Source organism: Streptomyces sp. NPDC002386 (assembly GCF_053593175.1).
This window is the reverse complement of sequence record NZ_JBSFBX010000014.1, coordinates 20,743-43,505: the sequence shown is the minus strand read 5'-3', so window position 1 is coordinate 43,505 and position 22,763 is coordinate 20,743. Positions and strand designations below refer to the sequence as shown.

Below are 22,763 nucleotides of genomic sequence, written 5' to 3'. Positions count from 1 at the left end.
GCACGGAGGGCAGGGTGAGGGCATGGCGGGCGGCGAGGTGCGGGGCGAGTACGGCGACGAGTTCGGCAGCACGGTGCTGACCCTGCTCGCGCCGGCGGCGCGGGACCCGCTGTTCGGCGGGCTGCCCGAGCGTCCGACGGCGGTCGAGAACCGTGTGGACGCGATCGTGCGGCTGCCGTCCGGGGCCAGCCCGCCGGCGCGCGGCGAGCGCTGCCCCCACCAGGCCTTCCGTCTCGGCCGGTCGGCGTGGGGCGTGCAGTTCCACCCCGAGGCGGACCCCGAGCAGATGCGCGCCGGCCGGCGGAGCGCCTGTCCCGGCACGGCGTCGACCGGGACGAACTGCTCCGGGCGGCCCGGTCGGCCGATCCCGCCGCCGCCCCGGTGTGGCGCGCGGTGGCGCTGCGCTTCGCGCGGCTGGTGCGGGAGCACCCCGCGCCGGCGGCCGGCTGACGGCGCCCGGGCCCGTGACCGGTGCGCGGTCACGGGCCCGGGCGTGCGGTCACCTCGTCAGTGACCGAAGTCGAACCAGTTGACGTTCACGAAGTCGGCCGGCTGGCCGCTGGTGAAGGTCAGATAGACGTCGTGCGTGCCGGTCACCCCGCCGATATTGGCCGGGACGGTGCGCCACGACTGCCAGCCGCCGGTGTTGGCCAGCGCGAAGCTGCCGACAGGGGCGTTGCTCCGGCTGTCCAGCCGCACCTCCACCAGTCCGCTCACTCCGGCCGCGGCCCCGCTCGCCACCCGGGCGTAGAACTGCTTGGCCGCGGTGGAACCGAAGTTGACGCCCTTGTACAGCGCCCAGTCGCCGTTGGCGAGGGAACCGAGGTCCTGTCCGCCGCCGGAGTCGGTGGTGGACTCGGGGACCACGCCGGACTGGCTGTCGTAGGACTCGGCCTGGATGGCGCTGTAGGCGTCCCGGTTGCCGGAGGGCGGGGGAGCGGTGCCGCCGCCACCGCCGCCCGACGACTGCAGGACCTGCACGTAGTCGACGGTCATCGGGTGGTTCGGCTCGGTGCCGCCGTCGGGTCCGCCGCCGAACGCCCCCGGGAAGCCGCCGCCCATCGCCACGTTCAGGATGACGAAGTAGCCGTGGTTGGTGGCGTTGGCCCAGGTGGTCGCGTCGACCTGGTTGGCCTTCACGGTGTGGAAGTTGACGCCGTCGAGGTAGAAGCGGATCTCCTCGGGGCTGGTCGAGCGGTCCCACTCCATCGAGTAGGTGTGGAAGCCGGCCTGACAGGTGGTGCCGGCGCAGGACGTGGAGTTGCCGATGCCGGAGGTCTCGTTGCAGGGGCCGCCCGGGTTGGTGCCGCAGTGCATGGTCGACCAGTCGGTGTTGAGCCCCTGGACGTTCTCCATGATGTCCAGCTCGCCGACGCCCGGCCAGTTCTGGTAGTTGCCGCGGAACGGGGAGCCGAGCATCCAGAACGCAGGCCAGTAGCCCTTGGCAGCGGCGCCGGTGACGTTGGGCATCTGGATGCGGGCCTGCACCCGCAGCTTGCCGCCGGACGGGGGCTGGAAGTCGGTGCGCGTGGTCTCGATGCGGCCCGAGGTCCAGCGGCCGGAGGCGTCGCGGCGCGGGGTGATGAGCAGATTGCCGCTGCCGTCCAGCGCCACGTTGCTGGTGCCGGAGGTCATCGTCTCGACCTCGCCGGTGCCCCAGTTGGCGGCGCCGCCCGGGTACGAGGTCCCGGTGTCGTACTGCCAGTTGGAGGTGTTGACGCCGGAGCCGGCCGAGCCGTTGAAGTCGTCCAGGAAGACCTGGGTCCAGCCGGACGGCGGGGTGGGGGCGGACGCGCTCGCCGGGGCGGTGGCGGCCGTCGCGACCGCCGTGGCCAGACCGACCGTCGCGACGACCGCGACCAGCGTGCGGCGCAGCAGCCGGGGTCTGGACGTGCCGGAGGAATCGCTCATGGGGGAGAGCCTCTCGGGTACGGAAGGAACGTGCGGGGAGATCCTTGGAAGCGCTCCCACGATGTGCTGAGAGCGCTCTCAGGGTGTCGCCAATGTGCTCCCCGGTGCGGCGGTCGTCAAGAGTTGAAGCAGGGATTCTCCTTTGCAGGCAGGGGAGTTCATGCCATGAAGTCACCCGTACCGGAGCAGACCGCGCCGCCGCGGCAGGGTCCGGCGGTGCGCGCGGCAGCGGGGGCACCGCCGGTTCACCGGTCCCGGCCCACGGTGCGGGGCCTTTCCCCGCCGCGCGTTCCGATGTGCGAGGGTGCAGGCGTGAGACTGACGATTCTGGGTGGCGGCGGCTTCCGGGTTCCGCTCGTGTACGGGGCACTGCTGACCGATCGCGGCGCGGGCCGGGTCACGGAGGTCGTGCTGCACGATCCGGACGACGGCCGGCTGTACGCGGTCGCCCGGGTGCTGGCCGAGCAGGCGTCGGCCGTCGCCGACGCCCCTCGCGTGACCACCACCACCGACCTCGACGAGGCCCTGCGCGATGCCGACTTCGTCTTCTCCGCGATCCGCGTCGGCGGCCTCCGGGGCCGGGCGGACGACGAGCGCGTGGCCCTGGCCGAGGGGGTCCTCGGCCAGGAGACGGTCGGCGCGGGCGGCATCGCCTACGGCCTGCGGACGGTCCCGGTCGCCGTCGACATCGCGCGGCGGGTGGCCCGTCTGGCCCCGGAGGCCTGGGTCATCAACTTCACCAATCCGGCGGGGCTGGTCACCGAGGCCATGTCCCGTCACCTCGGCGACCGCGTGATCGGCATCTGCGACTCGCCGGTCGGCCTCGGCCGCCGGGTCGCCCGGGTGCTCGGGGTCAGGCCCGAGGACGCCTGGATCGACTACGTCGGCCTCAACCACCTCGGCTGGCTGCGCGGCCTGCGCGTGGAGGGCCGCGACGAACTGCCGCGCCTGCTCGCCGACCCGGGGCTGCTCGGCTCCTTCGAGGAGGGCAGGCTCTTCGGCGCCGACTGGCTGCAGTCGCTGGGCGCGATCCCCAACGAGTACCTGCACTACTACTACTTCAACCGCGAGGCGGTGCGCGCCTACCAGGAGGCGGAGCAGACCCGCGGCGCCTTCCTGCGCGAGCAGCAGGCACGCTTCTACGACGAGGCCCGCCGCGCGGACGTCTCCGCCCTCGGTGCCTGGGAGCGGACCCGGGCCGAGCGCGAGGCGACCTACATGGCGGAGAACCGCGAGACGGCGGGCGCCGGCGAGCGTGAGGCCGATGACCTCTCGGGCGGCTACGAGAAGGTCGCCCTCGCCCTGATGCGGGCCGTCGCCCGGGACGAGCGCGCCACGCTGATCCTCAACGTCCGCAACCGGGGGACCGTGCCGGTCCTGGACGACGACGCCGTCGTCGAGGTGCCCTGCCTGGTCGACGCCAACGGCGCCCACCCGGTCGCCGTCGCCCCGCTGCCCGGCCATGCCACCGGGCTGGTGTGCGCGGTCAAGGCCGTCGAGCGCGAGGTGCTGGCCGCCGCCGGGTCGGGTTCGCGCGCCACGGCCGTGAAGGCGTTCGCGCTGCATCCGCTGGTCGATTCGGTCGACGTGGCCCGGCGTCTGGTGGAGGGGTACACGGCCGTCCATCCCGGGCTCGCGTACCTGAGGTAGACCCGGCCCCGTGCGCCGGCCCCGCCTCCTCCGCCCGACGCGGCCGGGGTTCGTCCGCCGGGCCGGCCGGCCGCTCCCCGTGACCGCGGCCGGCCGGTCCGATCCCCCGTTCCCCCGTCGGTGCCTCCCCCGTGCTTCCCCCGTGTTCCTGCTATTGAGAGTCGCGGGGCCACCCCCTGATACACCCCGGGCGGAAAAAAATCCCCCCGGCCGGGAAGCCGGGGGGACGTGGCCGTGCGCCGCCGTGCTCAGCCGGTGAAACCGGCCGTGATGGAGGTGAACTGCCAGGTGCTCTGGCTGATGCCGGAGCAGTTGCTCACCACGCCGCCGCCCGGGCAGGGCCGGTCGCGGTTGACCGCCCAGTAGGCCAGCCGCGCGATGTGGTGCGAGTTCGCCCAGTCGCGGATCTGGGTCCAGATCGCCGGGGTCGTGTTCTCCTGCTGGTCCGACAGGCCGTTCATGCCGGAGATGCCGATGTGCGAGTACGCGGTCGCGTCGTCCCAGCCGAACGTCGACTTGAGCTTGTTCTTCAGCCCGTCCGCCGCGTTCACGGTGCTGCCGTACATGTCGGAGCCGCCGCCGAAGTCGAACGGCATGATCGTGAAGACGTCGATGTCGGCGCCCAGCGACTGCGCCTGCTCGATGAGCCGGTTGCCGTAGTAGGTCGGGCCGGTGGTGGAGGTGCCGAAGGTGACGATGGTCCTCAGGCCGGGGTTGTTGGCCTTGACCGTCTTCAGCGCGGTGAGGATCCGCGCCTGCACGGCCTCGTTCTCGAACTCGTCCGTGTTCTCGATGTCCATGTCGATCGCCTTCAGCGAGTAGGCGTCGATCACCTTCTGCAGCGCCCCCGCCAGCGCGCTCGCCGAGGAGCAGTTGGCGCCGAGCTTGCTGCCCTGCCAGCCGCCGAACGAGGGGACGACGTCACCGCCCGCCGAACGGATCTGGTTGACGGCGGTCTGGTCGACGCCGCCGGTCAGCGCCCGGCTGCCGTCCCAGGCCGGGTTGCAGCCGCCCGAGTCCAGCATGAACGCCATGGTGAACCACTTGACGCCGGTCGCGCTCATCACCGTGGTCGGGTTCGGCGGATCACCCCAGCCCTCGTACAGATAGGGGGCCGCCTGCTTGAAGCCGGTGCCGCCGCCGGTCCCGGCGTCCGTCGTGACGGACACCGCGCTGGAGGCCGGCGACACGTTCCCGGCCGCGTCCCGCGCCTTCACGGTGAAGGTGTACGACGTGCTCGGCGAGAGCCCGCTGACCGTGGCGGAGGTGCCGGAGACGCTGAGCACCTGGCTCGATCCGGCGTAGACGTCGTACGCCGTCACGCCCACGTTGTCCGAGGCGGCGTTCCACTTCAGCGACACGCTGGTGGAGGACTTGCCGGTCGAGGTGAGCCCGCCGGGCGCGGTCGGCGCCTGGGTGTCCCCGCCGCCCCCGCCGCCGGGGCCGTCGAGCTGGATGTCGTCGGCCTGGTACGAGCCCTGCGCGTACCAGCCGTGCACGTAGACGGTGGCGCTGGTCTGCGAGGCGCCGGTGGTGAAGGAGACGCTGAGCCGGCTGTACGCCGACGGGGAGGTGGTCCAGGTGGAGGCGCCGCCGTCGACGCCGAGGTACACGTACGAACCCCGGACCCAGCCGCTGAGGGTGTACGCGGTGTTCGGCTTGACCGCGACCGTCTGGCCGCACTGTGCGTTGTCGCTCGAACTCACCGCTCCCTGGAGGGCCTTGGAGCCGCCGTGCACGGGGGAGGAGACGACCGAGCCGAGGTTGCCGGTGCAGGTCCAGGGGGAGAGGCCGCCCGACTCGAAGCCGGGGTTGGTGAGGACGTTGGCCGCCTGTGCGGTGCCCGGAAGGGCGACGGCCCCGCCGAGGGCCAGGGCGGCGGAGCCGAGCAGGGCGAGGAGCCGGCGTCTGGGACGCCCGAGTATGTGGCGCACGCGATCTCCCTGTGGGGATGGGGGTGTCCGGGAGTGCAGGGGAATGCGGAAGGTGCGCCAACCAAGTTGGTATGGACCAATCGGGGTGTCAATAGGCCGAGTTCGGATTGGTCCGGGCCGGTGTGGGGCGTGAGGGCGTCACGCCGGGGCGGCGGCGGGGGCGCCGGCCTCCCTGGCGGCTCCGTCGGCGGGCGCCGGCACGGCGGGGAGCGCGGTCTCCGGGGCCCGCTGCTGGGGCACGGACACCGGCCGCAGCGTCCGCGGCGCCGACACCACCGTGTAGTCCTGGCCCAGGAACGGGGGCTCGATCACGCCCGGGTCCTCACCCAGCGCCAGCCGTACGGCCGCCCAGGGGGCGTTGACCCCGCACAGCGAGAGCTGGTGCAGTCCTCCGGCCGGCCTGGTGTTGACGTCCATCAGCACCGGCCGGTCACCGTGCATCCGGAACTGGATGTTGGACAGGTAGTGCAGTCCGAAGCCCTCCGCGAGCAGCCGGGCCGGCGCCAGCCACCGCTCGCGCAGCGTGAAGCCCCGGCGGCGGCCGTTCTTGGTGCGGCCCACCGCCAGCCGGACCCGGTTGTCCGGCCCGGTGAGGCAGTCCACCGACACCTCCGGCTGCTCCAGCCGCGGCATCACCAGCCAGTCCACCGGCTCCTCGGCCCGCCGCAGCGCCTCGACCACCAGGTCGAGCTGGACGTACGGCCCCGGGAACCCGCTCAGGTGCGTGAGCGAGAAGGGCGCGCGGGTGATCATCCGGAAGCCGACCCCGCCCGCGCCGGACGCCGGTTTGAAGCACGCCCGCTCCCCGGCCGCCTCCAACTCCTCTACAGCGCACATGAGTTCGTCCGCCGTACGCACCCGCCACCAGGGCGGCACCGGCACGCCGACGGCAGACGCCGCCTCGTACGCGGTCGCCTTGTCCTCGAACACGGCCACCGCCTCGGGCGTCGGCGCCAGCAGTGCCGTACCGGCCGCCCGGAAGTCCGCGCGGTGCGCCACGATCGCCGCCTGGTGCAGCCGGGGCACGAACACGTCTATCCCGCGCCGTACGCACTGGTCGAGGGCGTACTCCACGTACGCGGCCGGCGACAGGCCCTCCGGCTCCAGCTCGGCGGTGTCGGCCGCGGCCAGCACGGGGGAGTCGGCGTCGCCGTGCGTGGCGTGGATCTCGACCGCCCGGTCGCCGGGATTTCTCCGCAGCTGATCCATGAAGAAGACGTTCTCCGCGTACGTGCGGTTGAGCCAGACGCGTACGCGAGAGGGCATGCAGGCCGCCTTTCGGGGCTTTCGGGCACGGCGAAGCGGCCCGTGCCCGGGCAGGAGGGAGGAAGGAACACCGAACGGCCCCGCGAAAGGGGGGGAGTTAGGGGCGCCGGTGTCGGGGCGATCATACGGCTTTCAAACGCCGGCGCGTGCAACGCGCAGGTTACGGATTCCCCCGGCCCGGAACGGCGGTCCGTGGCCAAAGATCCCCTTGCCCGTGCCTCGTGAATGTGTTCTGGTGGTGCCCACGGCATGATCGGAAGGGGGCACGGGGTGGAGTCGACGGCCGGGGCCGGACAGCTGCTGGCCATCAGCGACCTGCACATCTCGTATCCGGAGAACCGCGAGCTCGTGGAGCGGATGCGCCCCACCACGGACGACGACTGGCTGATCGTGGCCGGCGACGTCGCCGAGACCGTCGAGGACATCCGGTGGGCGCTCGGCACCCTCGCGGACCGCTTCGCCAAGGTCCTGTGGGCACCCGGCAACCACGAGCTGTGGACCCACCCCAAGGACACCGTCACCCTGCGCGGCGTCGCCCGCTACGAGCACCTCGTCGCCGTGTGCCGCGAGCTGGGCGTGCTCACGCCCGAGGACCCGTACCCGGTGTGGCGCGGCCCTGGCGGCCCGGTGGTCGTCGCGCCGCTGTTCCTGCTGTACGACTACTCCTACCTGCCGGACGGCTGCGCCACCAAGACGGACGGCCTGGCCTACGCGCACAGCACCGGCATCGTCTGCAACGACGAGTACCTGCTGCACCCCGACCCCTACCCGACCCGCGAGGACTGGTGCCGCGCCCGCGTCGCCGAGACCGAGCGCAGGCTCGCCGAGCTGCCCGCGGACCTGCCGACCGTCCTGGCCGGGCACTACCCGCTCGACCGGCACCCGACGGACGTGCTCTGGTACCCCGAGTTCGCCATGTGGTGCGGCACCACCCTCACCGCCGACTGGCACCACCGGTTCCGGGTCGAGACGATGGTCTACGGCCACCTGCACATCCCGCGGACGACCTGGCACGAGGGAGTCCGCTTCGAAGAGGTGTCCGTGGGATACCCCCGCGAATGGCGCAAGCGCCCGGTACCCCCGGGGCAGCCGCGCCGCATACTGCCGATGGAGGTCGGACCCGGTGATCGAGGAGCTGCTCCCGGAGTCGGTGGTGGCCGTGGAGTCGCACGGTGACCAGGACACCGACGAGGCCCTGCTGTACCCGCAGGAGCGCGCGCTCGTCGCGCGGGCGGTGAGCAAGCGCCGCCGGGAGTTCACGGCGGCCCGGGTCTGCGCCCGGCGGGCCATGGAGAAGCTCGGGGTGGCACCGCAGCCCGTGCTGACCGGCGAGCGCGGCGCCCCCGTGTGGCCGGACGGCCTGGCCGGCAGCATGACCCACTGCGACGGCTACCGCGCCGCCGCGCTCGTACGCGCCGGCGACCTGGCCTCCCTCGGCATCGACGCCGAACCGCACGCCCCGCTGCCGGACGGCGTCTTCGGCACCATCGCGCTCCCCGCCGAGCAGGACCGGCACCGCGCGCTGTCCGCCGCCCGGCCCGCCGTGCACTGGGACCGGCTGCTGTTCAGCGCCAAGGAGTCCGTCTACAAGGCCTGGTTCCCCCTCACCCGCGCCTGGCTCGACTTCTCCGAGGCCGACATCGAACTCACCGCCGCCCCCGGCCCCGGCGCGCGCGGCGGCTTCCACGCCCGGCTGCTCGTCCCCGGCCCGCTGGTCGGCGGCGTCCGGGTGGGCGCGTTCGCGGGGAGCTGGCTGGTCCGGGACGGGCTGGTGCTGTCGTCGGTGACCGTCCCGCACCAGTGAGCAGGACGGTCACCCGGAACCGGACCTCATTCCTGCGGGCACCAGTGGGACAGCAGCCCGAAGAACTCCTCCTCGTTGCCCGCGAGCCCGGCCCGTGCCAGCGCCCCGTCCGCCTCGGCGAGCACGGCGGGCGGCACCAGGACGGGCCGGGGCCCGTCCGGCGGTCCGTCGAATGCCGCGCGCACGGTGTGCAGCAGCCGCAGATAGGCCTGGACGGCGGTGCGCTCACGATCGGTCAGTACGGCGGTGGTCATCGGTCGGCTCTCCCCGGTTCGGCGTCACGGATCACGCGCGCTGCGGCGCCGTGCGCCGCGTCGTACGGCGCACGACTCCAGCTTGCCGTCCACCACTGACAACGCCGCGCGGCCGGGCCCGGGTTCGCCCGCTCAGCGGACGCCGTACCCCCGGTGGCACGGCACTTGGCGGCCGAAGCGGCCCGGCGGACGGCACGCGTGCGCGGCGGAACACCCTTGCACCCGTGGTCCGGGACGCTCTACGCCTCGGGTCGCTGGACGCTCTCCAGGAGCATGTCGAGCCACTCGGCGACCTTGTCCCGGTGCTGGTCGGTGGGCAGTTGCGCGGCCCGCCAGGCGATCCCGCGGACCCCGTGGTCCTGCAGCAGCCGCTCCAGCGGGTCGGCCGCCGGTTCGGCGGCGGCCCGCTCCCGGTCGGCGAGCTTCTGCAGCAGTTCCTGCTCGCCGCGCTGCAGGGCGCCCGCCAGCGCCTCGGCGTCCTCCGCGGTCAGGAATCCGGCGTGCACCCGGAAGAACCGCTGGAGCGCGTCGCAGTGCTCCATGGTGGGCCGCCGGTCGCCGTTGATCAGCGCCCCCGCCTGCTGCCGGGACATGCCCGCGCCGTCCGCGATCTCCTGCTGGGTGTACTTGCGCCCGTTCGGCTTCAGCCGGGTGCGGCGCAGCAGGTCCAGGCGCTGCAGGAAGCGGGCCTGGACGTCCGGTTCGCCCGCCGGGCGGCCGCTGAGCAGAGCCTTGACCACCGGCTCCGGGACACCGCAGGCGACGGAGAGCCGCCCCACGTCGAAGACCTCGGTGTGCGGCACGCCGAGCCGGTCGGCGAGCGCGGTGACGCGGGCGGCGACGGCCGACAGCTGAGCGGTCTCGGTGGCGCCCGGATCCTCGTAGCCATCCGTCACCGACAGAACTCCTACGTCTCTCGAAGGCCTCAGGTGCGTTCCGTGCTTCTCACAAGCGGATGTCGTGAACTTCCCGGAGAGTAGCGGGTGCTTGGAACCCGCATCCAGGTCTCGCCACAACTGTGGCGAATTTCAGCCGTCAACCGGCATGAAATGCCACGATAGTTGACACGGCTCTTGTCCGGGCAGCAGGATCACACTCGCCGCGCGAAGGCCGGCAGAGGCAAGAGGGGTGACCTCCCGATGGCACATCAGGCAGGAGGGCAGTGGCCGGCGCCGCGGCCCGTCCCCGAGGGCTGCGAGGTACAGGGGTACCTCCAGGACTACGCCGTGCTGGTGGAAGCCGTACCCTTCCCGTCCCTGGTCGTCGACCACCGCTGGAACGTCGTGCTGGCCAACGGTGCCTACGGGAACCTCTTCGGCGGGGTGCGCCCCCATCCGACCGCCATGCCCGGGGACAACTTCCTGCGCTTCGTGCTGTTCCACCCCGATGCCGGCGGCATCCTCGGTGAGCACGAGCAGGGCTGGTGCCTGCCGATGCTGGCCCACCTGAAGGCCGCGCTGGACCGTTCGGGTCACGACCACGAACTCCAGGCCATCCGCCGGGACATCGGTCAGGACCCGATCATGGAGGCCGCCTACCGGCAGGGCCTGCCGCACTGGATCCGCGCCGTCGGTGAGGCCGCGACCCGGATCGACGGCGCCGTGCGCCTGCTGCACCACCCCGACCCGCGCCGGGGTGCCACCGAGTGCAGGATCGTCGACGAGACGCCGCGCACCCTCGACGAGATCGGCTGCACCCGGCTGACGATGGTGCTGCGCGACGCCCGCCGCCCGGCCGGTACCGCGCGCCGTCAGCGCCGGACACGCGGCGCCGGATCGCATCTGACGGTCGTTCCGGCCCCCATGGACTGACCCGGTTCCGTCGGCGTTCAGGTCGTCGACGGGGCCGGGCCAGAAACCTCCGCGGCTCTCTGCGCGGCTCATCACCTCATCGCGCCCGAGGCGCCCCGTACGCAAGCCACGCAATCCGTTTGCGTGGCTTGCGCTGTTCTTGCGGCGACAAGCCTACGAAGCCGCCCCTTTCGCGCATGCGCGGCAGTGTCGTTTCAGCTATCCGCTGCACTGTCAAATAATTACGGATTCTGCGCGGCATCTTGTGAACGAATGTTGACGGTGCTTGAGTGTGCGGCGCCCCGCAGGCGCACTCTCCTGCTGTCCCCCGACCCCCACCACGAAGGGACCGGCACATGCACCGCAGCAACGCCTTACATGTCAGGCGCATGCCAGCTACAGCTATCGGGGCGGTCGTCGCCCTCGCCGCCGGCCTGCTCGTCACCCTGGCGCCCGCCGCGCACGCCGCCTCCGGCGCCACGCTCCCCTTCACCTCCGTCGAGGCGGAGTCGGCGAGCACCACCGGCACCAGGATCGGCCCGGAATACACCCAGGGCAGCCTCGCCTCGGAGGCCTCCGGCCGGCAGGCCGTGCGGCTCGCCGCCGGTCAGCGTGTGGAGTTCACCGTGCCGCGCGCCGCCAACGCGGTGAACGTCGCCTACAGCGTCCCGGACGGTCAGTCCGGCTCGCTGAACGTCTACGTCAACGGCACCAGGCTCGCCCGTACCCTTCCGGTCACCGCCAAGTACTCCTACGTCGACACCGGCTGGATCACGGGGTCGAAGACCCACCACTTCTACGACGACGCCCGGATGCCGCTGGGCCGGGACGTCCAGGCCGGCGACAAGGTCGCCTTCGAGGCGGCCGGTACCCAGGTCACCGTCGACGTCGCCGACTTCGAGCAGGTCGCGGCGGCGGCGAGCCAGCCCGCCGGCTCGGTGTCCGTCCTCTCCAAGGGCGCCGACCCCAGCGGGAGCGGCGACTCCACCCAGGCCTTCCGGGACGCCGTCGCGGCGGCCCGGGGCGGAGTGGTGTGGATCCCGCCGGGCGACTACCGGCTCACCTCCTCGCTGAGCGGGGTGCAGAACGTCACCCTGCGGGGCGCGGGCAGCTGGCACTCGGTCGTGCACAGCTCCCGCTTCATCGACCAGACCGGTTCGTCGGGCGGTGTCCACATCAAGGACTTCGCGGTCATCGGCGAGGTCGCCGAGCGCGTCGACTCCAGCCCGGACAACTTCGTCAACGGCTCCCTCGGACCGGACTCGTCCGTCTCCGGCATGTGGCTCCAGCACCTCAAGGTCGGGCTGTGGCTGACCGGCAACAACGACAACCTGGTGGTGGAGAACAACCGCGTCCTCGACACCACCGCCGACGGCCTCAACCTCAATGGCACGGCCAGGGGCGTCCGGGTCCGCAACAACTTCCTGCGCAACCAGGGCGACGACGCGCTCGCCATGTGGTCGCTGTACGCACCGGACACCGACTCCAGCTTCGAGAACAACACCATCTCGCAGCCCAACCTCGCCAACGGCATCGCAATCTACGGCGGCACCGACATCACGGTGCGCGGCAACCTGATATCCGACACCAACGCCCTGGGCAGCGGCATCGCGATCTCCAACCAGAAGTTCCTCGACCCTTTCTCCCCGCTGGCCGGCACCATCACGGTCGACGGCAACACGCTGGTGCGCACCGGCGCGCTGAACCCCAACTGGAACCACCCGATGGGCGCGCTGCGGGTCGACTCCTACGACAGCACGATCGACGCGACGGTGAACATCACCGACACCACCATCACCGACAGCCCGTACAGCGCCTTCGAGTTCGTCTCCGGCGGCGGACAGGGCCGTCAGGTGCGGGGCGTCAGCGTGACCGGCGCGACCGTGCGGAACACCGGCACGGTCGTGGTCCAGGCCGAGACCCCGGGCGCGGCGGCCTTCCGCGACGTCACCGCCACCCAGGTCGGCTCCGCCGGCGTCTACAACTGCCCCTATCCGGCGAACTCCGGCGCCTTCACGCTCACCGACGGCGGCGGCAACTCCGGTTGGGCCGGCACCTGGGCGGACTGCTCCACCTGGCCGCAGCCCGGCCAGGGCAGCCCCGCCCCCGACCCGAACCGCAACCTCGCCAAGGGCCGCCCGGCCACCGCGACCGGCTCGCAGGACGTCTACACGCCGGGCAAGGCGGTCGACGGGGACGCGGGCACCTACTGGGAGTCGGCCAACAACGCCTTCCCGCAGGCCCTGACGGTCGACCTCGGCTCCTCCTACGCGGTGCGCCGCGTGGTGCTCAAGCTGCCCCCGTCCGCCGCCTGGGGCACCCGCACCCAGACCGTCACGGTGCTGGGCAGCGCCGACGGCTCGGCCTACTCCACGGTCGCCGGCGCGCAGGGCTGCCGTTTCGACCCCGCCACCGGCAACACGGCCACCGTCTCCCTGCCGAGCGGTACGAACCTGCGCTACCTCCGGCTCTCCGTCAGCGCCAACACGGGCTGGCCGGCAGGCCAGTTCAGCGAGGTGGAGGCCTACCTGGCGAACTGAGCCGGCCGGGCGCGCGACGCCCCGGCACGGCGCTCGCGCCGCCGCCGGCCGCCCGACGCGGCCGGCGGCACCCGGCGGACCCGCGGGTTTCACATGGGTGCCATCAGATACTTCCCTGACGTTTGCTGCTCTTGGAACACTCGCTTCGCGCAGCTTCCGTCATCTGACGGCAGTCCCCACGTCAGGATGAGAGGACGTTCACCCATGTCCGAAGTCAACCGGCGCCGCTTCCTGCAGCTCGCGGGCGCCACGACAGCGTTCACCGCGCTGTCCGGCAGCATCCAGCGGGCCGCCGCACTGCCCGCCCACCACCGCACGGGTTCGGTCCGGGACGTCGAGCACATCGTCGTCCTGATGCAGGAGAACCGCTCGTTCGACCACTACTTCGGCAAACTCAGAGGTGTCCGGGGCTTCGGCGACCCCCGCCCGGTCACCCAGAACGGCAGGTCCGTCTGGAAGCAGTCCGACGGCACGAAGGACGTCCTCCCCTTCCACCCGGACGCCGACGACCTCGGCCTCGCCTTCATCCAGGACCTCCCGCACGGCTGGAACGACGGCCACACCGCGTTCGCCGGCGGCAGGTACGACATGTGGGTGCCCGCCAAGTCCCCCACGACGATGGCGTACCTGACACGCGAGGACATCCCGTTCCACTACGCGCTCGCCGACGCCTTCACCGTCTGCGACGCCTACCACTGCTCGTTCATCGGCTCCACCGACCCCAACCGCTACTACATGTGGACGGGGTACACCGGCAACGACGGCAAGGGCGGCGGCCCGGTCCTCGGCAACGAGGAGGCGGGCTACGGCTGGACGACGTACCCCGAGCGCCTGGAGAAGGCCGGCGTCTCCTGGCGGATCTACCAGGACGTCGGCGACGGTCTCGACGCGCAGGGCGGCTGGGGCTGGATCGACGACGCCTACCGCGGCAACTACGGAGACAACTCGCTGCTCTACTTCGACCAGTACCGGACCGCCCAGCCGGGCAGTCCGCTGTACGACAAGGCCCGCACCGGCACCGACGCGCGCAGGGGCGAGGGCTTCTTCGACCGGCTCCGCTCCGACGTCACCTCCGGGAAGCTGCCGCAGGTCTCCTGGATCGTCGCCCCCGAGGCCTTCACCGAGCACCCGAACTGGCCCGCCAACTACGGCGCCTGGTACGTCTCCCAGGTGCTGGACGCGCTGACCTCCGACCCGGAGGTCTGGTCGAGGACGGCGCTGTTCATCACCTACGACGAGAACGACGGCTTCTTCGACCACGTGATCCCGCCCTTCCCGCCGGCCTCCGCCGACCGGGGCCGGTCGACCGTGGACCCCGGGCCCGACCTGTTCAAGGGCGACGCCGGCCACGCCGCGGGCCCCTACGGACTCGGCCAGCGGGTGCCGATGCTGGTCGTCTCCCCCTGGAGCAGGGGCGGATACGTCTGCTCCGAGACACTCGACCACACCTCGATCATCCGGTTCATCGAGAACCGCTTCGGCGTCCGGGAGCCGAACATCTCGCCCTGGCGCCGGGCCATATGCGGCGACCTGACCTCCGCCTTCGACTTCACCCGCAAGGACACGGCGCCGGTGGCGCTGCCGTCCACGGCCGGCTACCGGCCGCCGGACCACGAGCGCCACCCCGACTACGTGCCCACCCCGCCCGCCACCCCGGCACTGCCCCGGCAGGAACGCGGCAGCCGTCCCACCCGTCCGCTGAAGTACGCGCCGGCGGTAGACGGTTCGGCGGACACGGCGGCCGGGAAGTTCACCCTCGCCTTCGCCTCCGGCGCGCACGCGGGTGCCGCGTTCCTCGTCACCTCGGGCAACCGCGGCGACGGGCCGTGGACCTACACCACCGAGGCCGGCAAGGCCCTCTCCGACACCTGGAACTCGGCCTACTCGGGCGGCTCCTACGACCTCACCGTGCACGGCCCGAACGGTTTCCTGCGCGTGTTCAAGGGACGCAACGGCACGGCCGGACCGGAGGTGACGGCCCGGCACACCGGTGACGACGTGGAACTCGCCTTCACCAACCGGGGCTCCGGCACGGCACGGCTGAAGCTCGTCAACGGCTACGGCGGCGACCCGGTCACGGTGACGGTGCGGGCCGGGGCCACCGTGCGGCGGACCGTCCCGCTCGCGTCCAGCCGGCGCTGGTACGACCTCGAGGTCACCACGGACGCCGACCCGGCGTTCCTCCGGGGCTTCGCGGGCCATGTCGAGAACGGGCGGCCCGGGGTCAGCGACCCGGCCATCAGCACGGAGTGAACGGGCGATGAACACCGCTCCGGGCGGACTGGTCAGGTACCGGTCACATCAGGGTAGTGTGCCCCGGTGACCACGCAATCGAACACTCCTGCAGGCTGGTACCCCGATCCGCACGGGGCGGCCCAGACGCTGCGCTACTGGGACGGCACCCAGTGGACCGAGCACACCAACCCGGCGCAGCAGGGCGCCGGCCAGGCTCCGCCGGCCGCTCCCCAGCAGCAGGCCGCCCACATCCCGCAGCAGCAGACGGGTGACGCCAAGGTGCAGCGCCAGGTGCAGAAGCAGGCGGGCGTGGCGGCCGGCGGTCCCGGCGGCGGCACGCTCTTCACCGAGCCGGTCCTGGTGGTGAACCAGAAGGCCAAGCTGATCGAGCTGACCAACGAGTACAAGGTCATGGATCAGAGCGGCCGTGAGATCGGCGCGGTCACCGAGGTCGGCCAGAACGCGCTGAAGAAGATCCTGCGCTTCGTCTCCAGCCTCGACCAGTTCATGACGCACAAGCTGGAGATCCGCGACGCCCACGGCCAGCCGCAGCTCGTGCTGACCCGGCCCGCGAAGATCTTCAAGTCCCGGGTCATCGTGACCCGTCCGGACGGCTCGCCGGTCGGCGAGATCGTCCAGAAGAACATGATCGGCAAGATCAACTTCGCGATGAACGTGAACGGCCAGCAGGTCGGCGCGATCAAGGCGGAGAACTGGCGGGCCTGGAACTTCGCCATCGTCGACCACGCGGACAACGAGGTCGCCCGGATCACCAAGACCTGGGAAGGCCTCGCCAAGACGCTGTTCACGACCGCGGACAACTACGTCCTGCAGATCCACTACCAGCTCCCCGAGCCGCTGCTGAGCCTCGTCGTGGCGACGGCCCTGACCGTCGACACCGCCCTCAAGCAGGACTCGCGGGGCTGGGGCTGACCGGCCCGGCCGGGCCACGGTCAGGGGGAAGTACGGCGGCGGCCGGTTCCCGCGGAGCATCCGCGGGCACCGGCCGCCGCCGTTTGTCGTTCAGAGCGCGGTGAGATGGCCCGGCTGCTCCGGCCGCCGGGGCACCAGCAGCGGTTCCGCCGTGGCCGTGCCCGGCTCCAGGGCCAGGACCGCCGCGACCGGGTGCTCCTCGTCATGCCCCTCGGGTCCGCCGGGTCCGTCGGGTGCGGGCGCGGCCCGGGTCAGCAGGAGCACGCCCCGAGCGGCGAGGCCGGCCCCGGCCAGCGCCAGCAGCACTCCGCCGGCCCCGCCCCGCAGGCCCTGTCCGAGCAGGGTCAGGCCGATGACCGCGGCGGCCACCGGATTGGCCAGGGTGACCATGGCCAGCGGGGCGCCCAGGCCGCCGCGGTAGGCCGTCTGCGACAGCAGCAGTCCGCCGGTGGAGAAGGCGGCGACGAGGACGGCGACCACGATCACCTCCAGGCCCGGGCCGGCACCGGAGTGGTCCGTGGCCGCCACCGTCACCGTCTGGGTGAGGGCCGAGGCGACCCCGGAGGCGAATCCCGAAGCCGTGGCGTGCCGCAGACCCGGCCGGGCGCCGGGCCGGGACAGCAGACCGATCAGCGTCGCGGTGGCACCGGCGACCACCAGCGCCTCGGGCAGGCTCAGTATCCGTTCCGGCGCCGGTCCGGAGGCCGTGACCAGCACCGCCGCGAGTCCCAGCAGGGTGAGGGCGGTACCGCGCCACTCCACCGCGCTGACGCGCCGTCCGGCCGCCCGCGCCCCGAGCGGCACGGCCGCGACCAGGGTGAGCGCACCGAGCGGCTGGACGACCGTCAGCGGCCCGTACTTGAGGGACACCACGTGCAGCAGCGCGGCGCCCGCGTTCAGGCCGACCGCCGACCACCACGCGCCGGTGCCGAGCAGCCGCGCCATGCCCGTGCCGGGGCTGCGGGAGGCGAGGCGTTCCTGGGCCACGGCGGCCGCCGCGTAGGCGACGGCGGAGACCAGGGACAGGCCGAGGGCGAGCAGGGCCGCGGCGCTCATCGGCCGGCTCCCGCCAGGACGGGCCCCCGCTGTGCGGGCAGCCGCGGGGCGTCCCCGGCCGTACCGGACGGGTGCCGCGGCGCGCGGACGACCGCCAGCGCGGTGCCGAGCATGACGGCCGCCGCCAGCGCGTCCACCCAGTAGTGGTTGGCCGTGCCGACGATCACCAGCAGGGTGACCAGCGGATGCAGCAGCCACAGCCGGCGCCATCGCGAGCGGGTGGCCGTCATCAGGCCCACCGCCACCATCAGCGCCCAGCCGAAGTGCAGCGAGGGCATCGCCGCGAACTGGTTGGACAGGTGGTCGCCGGCCGGCGACCCGTAGACCGAGGGACCGTATATCCGGGCGGTGTCCAGCAGGCCGGTACCGGTCAGCATCCGCGGCGGGGCCAGCGGGAACGTGAACGGCAGCACCAGGGCGGCCGCGGTCACCGCCGCCAGCACCCGCCGGGCCCAGACGTAGTGGGCGGGGCGCCTGACGTAGAGCCAGACCAGGAACGCCAGCGTGGCCGGGAAGTGGACGGCCGCGTAGTAGGTGTTCGCCAGGTGGACGAGGAGGTCGCCGTGCAGCAGTGCGGACTGCACGGACGTCTCGTCGGGCAGTCGCACGGCACGTTCGAGGTCCCAGACGCGATGGGCGTTGTGGAAGGCGTTCGCGGTGTGGCCGACGGCCAGCTGCCGCCCGAGCTTGTAGACGAGGAAGAGTCCCGCGACGAGCAGGAGCTCGCGCAGGAGCGGCGGTCGCGCGGTCGCTGTGGCGTCCGGCTCCGCTGCTGCAGGCTCGGTTCGGGCGTTCATCCCCCGGCCCCTTTGCTGACGGTCGTGCGGTTGGTGGTGCGGCCCGGGCCCGCTCTCCGGGCCCTGAAGTCATCGATACGTCTCCGTACCGATACGCCAGTGTACCGATACGCTGAAGTACCGGTACACTGGCGTATCGATTGAGGTGCGACACACTGGAGACCCGGGCACCGCCCGGAACAGAGTGAGGAGAGGCAACGCATGACGTCGCAGGCCGAAGACGGACCGGACACGGTCGCCGCCTCGCGCCGCTCCAAGCTCACGCCCGAGCGTGAGCGGGAGTTCTTCGACGCCGTGCTGGAGCAGATCCGCGAGTGCGGCTACGACTCCGTGACCATGGAGGGTGTCGCCCACAGCACCCGGTGCAGCAAGTCCACGCTCTACCGGCAGTGGAAGACCAAACCCCAGTTCGTCGCGGCCGCGCTGCGGGCCAACCGCAAGGTGCGCTTCGCCGGCATCGACACCGGTTCGCTCGCCGAGGACCTACGCCTGGCCGCGCGGGCCGCGGGCGACTGGTCCAACAAGGACACCCGGCTGATGCAGGCGCTGGGCCACGCGGTCACGGGCGACCACGAGCTGGCGCAGGCGCTGCGCGAGGCCCTGGTCCTGCCGGAGATCGCCGAGCTCCAGGAGATGCTGGCGCGGGGCGTGGCACGCGGCGAGGTGCCCGCGAACCATCCCGCGCTGGAGTACGTCCCGGCCATGATGTTCGGCGTCCTGCGCGTCCGGCCGGTCCTGAGCGGGCAGTACGCCGACGCCGACTACCTCGTCCGCTTCGTGGAGGCCACCGTGCTGCCCGCGCTCGGACTGACACCGGACCCAGGCCGCCGTTCACGGGATGACTGAACGGTGACCTGCTCGCGCCGCACCGTGGGGACGGGGGCGGCGCGCACCCCCCGGCCGGGTGGGGTTCCCCTTGAGCGGAGGGGCGCCCCACCCGGCCGACCGCTTTCCCCGGACGGGCTCAGACGTTCTGGCCGCTCCCGCCGCCCGACGAGACCTCGATGCCCTTGAGGATCTCGTCGATGACCGCCACGTCCGCGCCGACGTCCACGCCGAAGCGCACCACGACCATCCGCTTGGCGTTGTTGGGCGAGGGGAAGGCCACCGACTCGACATAGCCGTCGGCGCCCTTGCTGGTGACCGCCTTCCAGCGCACCGCGTAGCCCTTCTGCCCGGCCACCGTCACCGCCTTGGCCGACAGCACCTCGTGCGAGGTGATGCTGCCGTAGGTGGTGCCGCCGTAGGACTGCTTGGCGTTGGCCGCGATGTCCGCCCTGGCGACCTCCTCGGCGGTGTCGCCCTTCGTCTTGAGGGCGAGGGCGGGCGCGGTGTAGGCGCCGCCCGCGGTGCAGGTCTGGGCGCTGTTGCCGGGGCACTTGTAGGAGTCCCCGGAGGTCACCTGGGCGCCGACCCCGATCGACTCCCCGGTCCAGCCCTTCGGCACGGGCAGGCTGATGCCGTTCACCGGATCGGGAACCGTGCCGCCGCCCTGGACCTTCGGCGCCCCGGAACCCCGGGGCGCGGGCGGCTCGCCGGACCCGCCGTCACCGCCGGAACCCCCCGGGCCGCCGCCGGGCCCGCCCTGGCCGCCGGTCCGGCCGTCCTGCCCCTGCTGCGAGCCGGCGCGCTCGGGGCCGCCGCCCCCGTCGTCCTTGGCGAGGGCGTACACCCCGACCCCGATGCACACCAGGACCGCGGCCGCGGCCCCCACGGCTATGCCCGTGCGCAGACCGCGCCGCGGCGCGGCCGGGGGCTGGGCCGGATACGCCGAGTACGCCGGATACCCCGGCTGCGCCCCGTAGGGCTGGTACGCCGGGGGAACGTGCTGCGCGCCGTAGGCCGGCTGCTGCGCTGGGGGACCCCACGCGGCGGCCGTACCGGCGGGGCGGGTCTGGTCCGTCCAGGCCTTGCCGTCCCACCAGCGCTCGGTGGGCGGACCGTCATTCGTCTGCCCGGGGTCGGGGTACCACCCGGGAGGAGTCACCTGCGTCATGCCCCCACCGTATGAGGCATCGGTGAAAGCGGGATGAGAGGATCCGCCGCCAACTTCGCGCACCGGGACATTTCTCCCGAGAATTCCCGGGCGTGCCCCGGCGGCGGCCCGGCCACCGTCACCGGGCCACCACGAGCCGCACCGGCCCCCGCCCCGCCGGCGGCGGCAGCCGCAGTCCGTCCCGGCCCGGTGTCACCGAGCCGAGCACGCTCGGGTGCCGGGCGCCGGTGCTGCGCGGATCGGTGCCGGCCAGACCGTGCGCGGTGAGGAAACCGAGCACGGCGAAGGCGTACGCCTCCTTCGCCGGGGCGGGGAGGCCCAGCTCGTCGGAGCCGCGCACCGCGACGCCGGGGAGCCGGTCCCGCAGCGCGGACATGAGCACCGGGTTGCGGGTGCCCCCGCCCGAGACCACCACCTCGCCGGCCCCGACGCGGAGCACCGCGTCCGCGACCGTCCGCGCCGTCAGCCAGGTCAGCGTGGCCAGCGCGTCCTCGGCGGCCAGCGCCTCGATGCCGGCCGACCGCAGATACCCGGCGTGGAACAGTTCCTTGCCGGTCGTCTTGGGCGGTTCGAGCGCGTAGTACGGCTCCGCCAGCAGCCGGTCGAGCAGCGCCCCGTCCGGCCGGCCACGCGCGGCCAGCGCTCCGTCGGTGTCGCAGGCCAGCCGCCCGCCGCTGAAGTGCCGGGCCGCCGCGTCGAGCAGTGCGCAGCCCGGCCCGGTGTCGAACGCCGTGCCGTCGGGAGCGGTCAGGTTGGCGATGCCGCCGATGTTCAGCGCCACGGGCCTGCCCGGCCTGCCCCGCAGCCACAGCAAATCGACCAGGCTGACCAGGGGCGCGCCCTGACCGCCGGCGGCCACGTCCCGGGCGCGGAAGTCGGCGACCACCGGCAGCCCGGTCGCCTCGGCGATCCACGCGGGCTGTCCGAGCTGGAGCGTGCCGTGCACCCGGCCCGCCTCCGCCCAGTGGTGGACGGTCTGCCCGTGCGAGGCCACCAGCTCGCCGCGCCCGGCGCAGAGTTCACGGTCGGCGCGGACGGCGGCCGCGGCGAACGCCTGGCCGATCCGGGTGTCGAGCCGGCACACCTCGCCGAGCGGGACGGCGGCCGGCGGCAGCGCCGCCGCGAGCGCGGCCCGCAGAGCGCCGTCGTACGGCGCGCTCACCATCCCCAGCGGCTCCAGCACCAGCGTGTCGCCGTCCAGACGCAGATCAGCCGCCGCCGCGTCCACGGCGTCGTACGACGTCCCCGACATCAGCCCGATCACCCGCACCGTTCAACCCGCCTTTCCCGAGGGCCGCCAGAGCAGGGCCGGCGCGCTGAGCGCGCAGGCCGCCGCCGCGTAGTAGGCGGGCACGTCCGGATTCCCGGTGCGCCGCACCGCCTCCGTGATGATCAGCCCCGCGCAGCCGGAGAACACCGCGTTGGACAGGGAGTGGGCGAGCCCCAGACCGGTCCAGCGCACCCGGACCGGGAACTGCTCGGCCAGCAGGGCGGGCCCCGGCCCGGCCATCAGGCCCACCACCGCGCCCGCGGCGGCGACCGCCGCGCCCCGGGCCGCGGCGGAAGCCCCCGGGTCCTGGAGCAGATCGAACACGGGCACCGCCATGACGACGACCAGCACCGCCCCGGCCAGCATCACCGGCCGCCGCCCGATCCGGTCGCTGAGCAGGCCCGCCGGCAGGATCGCGGCGGCGAAGCCGGCGCCGGCCGGCACGGTGGCCACCAGTGCCTGCCGGACGTCCGCGTGCAGGGCGGCCTGGAGATACGAGGGCAGGACCACGAGGAACGTGTAGCCGGCCGCCGCCCAGCCCATGATCTGCCCGGCGCCCAGCAGCACCGTCCGCACCACGGCCCGGGCCTCACCGCGCGCCCCGGCGGGCGCGCGGCCCCGCTCCCGGAACTCCGGCGTCTCCTCGAGACCGGTCCGCAGCCACAGCGCGAGCAGCCCCAGCGGCAGGGACAGCAGGAACGGCAACCGCCAGCCCCAGTCGGCGAGCTGGGTCCCGGTGAGCACCGTGGCCGTGCCCGCCGCGACCGACGTGCCGGCCAGCAGGCCGAGTGCCACGGTGAACGACTGCCACGCGCCGTACAGTCCGCGCCGGCCCGGCGGGGCGTGCTCCGTCAGCACGGCCACGGCACCACCGAACTCGCCGCCCGCCGACAGGCCCTGAACGATCCTCAGGAACGTCAGCAGCCAGGGGGCCAGGGCGCCCGCCGTGGCGTACGTCGGCAGCACGCCGATCAGCGTCGTGGCCGCCGTCATCAGCGTGATCACCGCGATCAGCACCGGCCGCCGCCCCAGCCGGTCGCCCAGCCGGCCGAACAGGGCGGCGCCGAGCGGCCGGAAGAAGAACGCCAGCGCGAAGGAGGCGTACGTCCGCACCAGCCCCTCGGTCGCGCTCCCGCCCGCCGGGGTGAAGAACCGCTCGGCGAGCACGGTGGCCAGGGAACCGTAGACACCGAACTCGTACCACTCGACGAGGTTGCCCACCGACCCCGCCGCCACCGCCCGCACCGTGGGCACCCGGGGTGCCGCACCGGCACGCGACCCCGGACGCCCGTGATCGCCGGGTACCTCGAAAAGCTGCTTCATTCCC

19 protein-coding genes are annotated in these 22,763 nt (G+C 73.0%); 9 read left to right on the top strand and 10 right to left on the bottom strand.

The window, feature by feature from the left end:
* Positions 1 to 22 precede the first annotated feature (22 nt).
* Positions 23 to 514, top strand: coding sequence for a type 1 glutamine amidotransferase (locus tag ACWCPN_RS26110; protein WP_451210649.1), 492 nt, complete (start codon positions 23 to 25; stop codon positions 512 to 514).
* On the opposite strand, the gene ACWCPN_RS26105 is transcribed toward ACWCPN_RS26110, so the two are convergent.
* Positions 508 to 1,911: a glycoside hydrolase family 16 protein gene (locus tag ACWCPN_RS26105; RefSeq protein WP_451210646.1), complete on the bottom strand. Its 1,404-nt coding sequence runs from the start codon at positions 1,909 to 1,911 to the stop codon at positions 508 to 510. The genes ACWCPN_RS26110 and ACWCPN_RS26105 overlap by 7 nt on opposite strands.
* A 312-nt stretch (positions 1,912 to 2,223) precedes the next feature.
* On the opposite strand from ACWCPN_RS26105, the gene ACWCPN_RS26100 reads away from it, so the two are divergent.
* Entirely contained in the window at positions 2,224 to 3,561 is a 1,338-nt protein-coding gene (locus ACWCPN_RS26100) for a 6-phospho-beta-glucosidase (RefSeq protein ID WP_451210643.1), read from the top strand.
* Between the two features lie 248 nt (positions 3,562 to 3,809).
* Here the strand turns inward: ACWCPN_RS26100 and ACWCPN_RS26095 are convergent, their stop codons facing one another.
* Both ACWCPN_RS26095 and ACWCPN_RS26090 read right to left on the bottom strand, forming a co-directional pair.
* On the bottom strand, positions 3,810 to 5,495 hold the full coding sequence (locus ACWCPN_RS26095; RefSeq protein WP_451210640.1) for a carbohydrate binding domain-containing protein: 1,686 nt from the start codon (positions 5,493 to 5,495) through the stop codon (positions 3,810 to 3,812).
* Between the two features lie 138 nt (positions 5,496 to 5,633).
* Complete coding sequence (locus ACWCPN_RS26090; protein ID WP_451210637.1) at positions 5,634 to 6,761, bottom strand: ATP-grasp domain-containing protein; 1,128 nt, start codon at positions 6,759 to 6,761, stop codon at positions 5,634 to 5,636.
* Between the two features lie 270 nt (positions 6,762 to 7,031).
* Between ACWCPN_RS26090 and ACWCPN_RS26085 the strand changes: the two genes are divergently transcribed.
* Together ACWCPN_RS26085 and ACWCPN_RS26080 are read left to right on the top strand one after the other, a co-directional pair.
* Entirely contained in the window at positions 7,032 to 7,937 is a 906-nt protein-coding gene (locus ACWCPN_RS26085; protein WP_392292804.1) for a metallophosphoesterase family protein, read from the top strand.
* Complete coding sequence (locus ACWCPN_RS26080; RefSeq protein WP_451210634.1) at positions 7,885 to 8,565, top strand: 4'-phosphopantetheinyl transferase family protein; 681 nt, start codon at positions 7,885 to 7,887, stop codon at positions 8,563 to 8,565. The genes ACWCPN_RS26085 and ACWCPN_RS26080 overlap by 53 nt, the downstream gene beginning before the upstream one ends.
* A 26-nt stretch (positions 8,566 to 8,591) precedes the next feature.
* On the opposite strand, the gene ACWCPN_RS26075 is transcribed toward ACWCPN_RS26080, so the two are convergent.
* Both ACWCPN_RS26075 and ACWCPN_RS26070 read right to left on the bottom strand, forming a co-directional pair.
* Complete coding sequence (locus ACWCPN_RS26075) at positions 8,592 to 8,819, bottom strand: hypothetical protein (protein ID WP_351668166.1); 228 nt, start codon at positions 8,817 to 8,819, stop codon at positions 8,592 to 8,594.
* A 239-nt stretch (positions 8,820 to 9,058) separates the two neighbouring features.
* Positions 9,059 to 9,715: a helix-turn-helix domain-containing protein gene (locus tag ACWCPN_RS26070; protein ID WP_365124125.1), complete on the bottom strand. Its 657-nt coding sequence runs from the start codon at positions 9,713 to 9,715 to the stop codon at positions 9,059 to 9,061.
* Between the two features lie 243 nt (positions 9,716 to 9,958).
* On the opposite strand from ACWCPN_RS26070, the gene ACWCPN_RS26065 reads away from it, so the two are divergent.
* The 4 genes from ACWCPN_RS26065 to ACWCPN_RS26050 all read left to right on the top strand — a co-directional run bounded on the left by ACWCPN_RS26065 (position 9,959) and on the right by ACWCPN_RS26050 (position 16,317).
* Positions 9,959 to 10,630 carry an MmyB family transcriptional regulator gene (locus ACWCPN_RS26065; protein ID WP_451210630.1) on the top strand — a complete coding sequence of 224 codons (672 nt, stop codon included), beginning with the start codon at positions 9,959 to 9,961 and terminating at the stop codon, positions 10,628 to 10,630.
* Between the two features lie 368 nt (positions 10,631 to 10,998).
* Positions 10,999 to 13,149, top strand: a complete 2,151-nt coding sequence (locus tag ACWCPN_RS26060; RefSeq protein WP_451210627.1) for a galactose-binding domain-containing protein — start codon at positions 10,999 to 11,001, stop codon at positions 13,147 to 13,149.
* A 204-nt stretch (positions 13,150 to 13,353) separates the two neighbouring features.
* Positions 13,354 to 15,402 carry a phosphocholine-specific phospholipase C gene (locus ACWCPN_RS26055; RefSeq protein ID WP_451210624.1) on the top strand — a complete coding sequence of 683 codons (2,049 nt, stop codon included), beginning with the start codon at positions 13,354 to 13,356 and terminating at the stop codon, positions 15,400 to 15,402.
* Positions 15,403 to 15,468: 66 nt separating this feature from the next.
* A complete protein-coding gene (locus ACWCPN_RS26050; RefSeq protein ID WP_451210621.1) occupies positions 15,469 to 16,317 on the top strand; it encodes a phospholipid scramblase-related protein in 849 nt (282 codons plus the stop codon).
* A gap of 90 nt (positions 16,318 to 16,407) precedes the next feature.
* On the opposite strand, the gene ACWCPN_RS26045 is transcribed toward ACWCPN_RS26050, so the two are convergent.
* Together ACWCPN_RS26045 and ACWCPN_RS26040 are read right to left on the bottom strand one after the other, a co-directional pair.
* Positions 16,408 to 17,373, bottom strand: a complete 966-nt coding sequence (locus tag ACWCPN_RS26045; RefSeq protein ID WP_451210619.1) for a hypothetical protein — start codon at positions 17,371 to 17,373, stop codon at positions 16,408 to 16,410.
* The gene (locus ACWCPN_RS26040; RefSeq protein WP_451210616.1) at positions 17,370 to 18,170 is read right to left on the bottom strand and encodes a phosphatase PAP2 family protein; all 801 of its coding nucleotides are present in this window, start codon (positions 18,168 to 18,170) and stop codon (positions 17,370 to 17,372) included. Before ACWCPN_RS26040 ends, ACWCPN_RS26045 begins: the two co-directional genes overlap by 4 nt.
* Positions 18,171 to 18,371: 201 nt before the next feature.
* On the opposite strand from ACWCPN_RS26040, the gene ACWCPN_RS26035 reads away from it, so the two are divergent.
* The gene (locus ACWCPN_RS26035) at positions 18,372 to 19,016 is read left to right on the top strand and encodes a TetR/AcrR family transcriptional regulator C-terminal ligand-binding domain-containing protein (protein WP_451210613.1); all 645 of its coding nucleotides are present in this window, start codon (positions 18,372 to 18,374) and stop codon (positions 19,014 to 19,016) included.
* Positions 19,017 to 19,134: 118 nt separating this feature from the next.
* Here the strand turns inward: ACWCPN_RS26035 and ACWCPN_RS26030 are convergent, their stop codons facing one another.
* The 3 genes from ACWCPN_RS26030 to ACWCPN_RS26020 form a co-directional block, all read right to left on the bottom strand.
* Positions 19,135 to 20,166: a DUF2510 domain-containing protein gene (locus ACWCPN_RS26030; protein WP_451210610.1), complete on the bottom strand. Its 1,032-nt coding sequence runs from the start codon at positions 20,164 to 20,166 to the stop codon at positions 19,135 to 19,137.
* A 118-nt stretch (positions 20,167 to 20,284) separates the two neighbouring features.
* Complete coding sequence (locus ACWCPN_RS26025) at positions 20,285 to 21,436, bottom strand: anhydro-N-acetylmuramic acid kinase (RefSeq protein WP_451210607.1); 1,152 nt, start codon at positions 21,434 to 21,436, stop codon at positions 20,285 to 20,287.
* A 3-nt stretch (positions 21,437 to 21,439) separates the two neighbouring features.
* Positions 21,440 to 22,759 (bottom strand): MFS transporter, encoded by a 1,320-nt coding sequence (locus ACWCPN_RS26020; protein ID WP_451210604.1) that lies wholly within the window; start codon positions 22,757 to 22,759, stop codon positions 21,440 to 21,442.
* Positions 22,760 to 22,763: the final 4 nt, after the last annotated feature.

What these genes read in the sequence shown, in the direction of transcription:
- ACWCPN_RS26040 (WP_451210616.1), bottom strand. Translation starts at nt 18,170, where the DNA reads ATGAACGCCCGAACCGAGCCTGCAGCAGCGGAGCCGGACGCCACAGCG.
- ACWCPN_RS26075 (WP_351668166.1), bottom strand. Translation starts at nt 8,819, where the DNA reads ATGACCACCGCCGTACTGACCGATCGTGAGCGCACCGCCGTCCAGGCC.
- ACWCPN_RS26045 (WP_451210619.1), bottom strand. Translation starts at nt 17,373, where the DNA reads ATGAGCGCCGCGGCCCTGCTCGCCCTCGGCCTGTCCCTGGTCTCCGCC.
- ACWCPN_RS26055 (WP_451210624.1), top strand. Translation starts at nt 13,354, where the DNA reads ATGTCCGAAGTCAACCGGCGCCGCTTCCTGCAGCTCGCGGGCGCCACG.
- ACWCPN_RS26030 (WP_451210610.1), bottom strand. Translation starts at nt 20,166, where the DNA reads ATGACGCAGGTGACTCCTCCCGGGTGGTACCCCGACCCCGGGCAGACG.
- ACWCPN_RS26105 (WP_451210646.1), bottom strand. Translation starts at nt 1,911, where the DNA reads ATGAGCGATTCCTCCGGCACGTCCAGACCCCGGCTGCTGCGCCGCACG.
- ACWCPN_RS26035 (WP_451210613.1), top strand. Translation starts at nt 18,372, where the DNA reads ATGACGTCGCAGGCCGAAGACGGACCGGACACGGTCGCCGCCTCGCGC.
- ACWCPN_RS26020 (WP_451210604.1), bottom strand. Translation starts at nt 22,759, where the DNA reads ATGAAGCAGCTTTTCGAGGTACCCGGCGATCACGGGCGTCCGGGGTCG.
- ACWCPN_RS26060 (WP_451210627.1), top strand. Translation starts at nt 10,999, where the DNA reads ATGCCAGCTACAGCTATCGGGGCGGTCGTCGCCCTCGCCGCCGGCCTG.
- ACWCPN_RS26110 (WP_451210649.1), top strand. Translation starts at nt 23, where the DNA reads ATGGCGGGCGGCGAGGTGCGGGGCGAGTACGGCGACGAGTTCGGCAGC.
- ACWCPN_RS26090 (WP_451210637.1), bottom strand. Translation starts at nt 6,761, where the DNA reads ATGCCCTCTCGCGTACGCGTCTGGCTCAACCGCACGTACGCGGAGAAC.
- ACWCPN_RS26065 (WP_451210630.1), top strand. Translation starts at nt 9,959, where the DNA reads ATGGCACATCAGGCAGGAGGGCAGTGGCCGGCGCCGCGGCCCGTCCCC.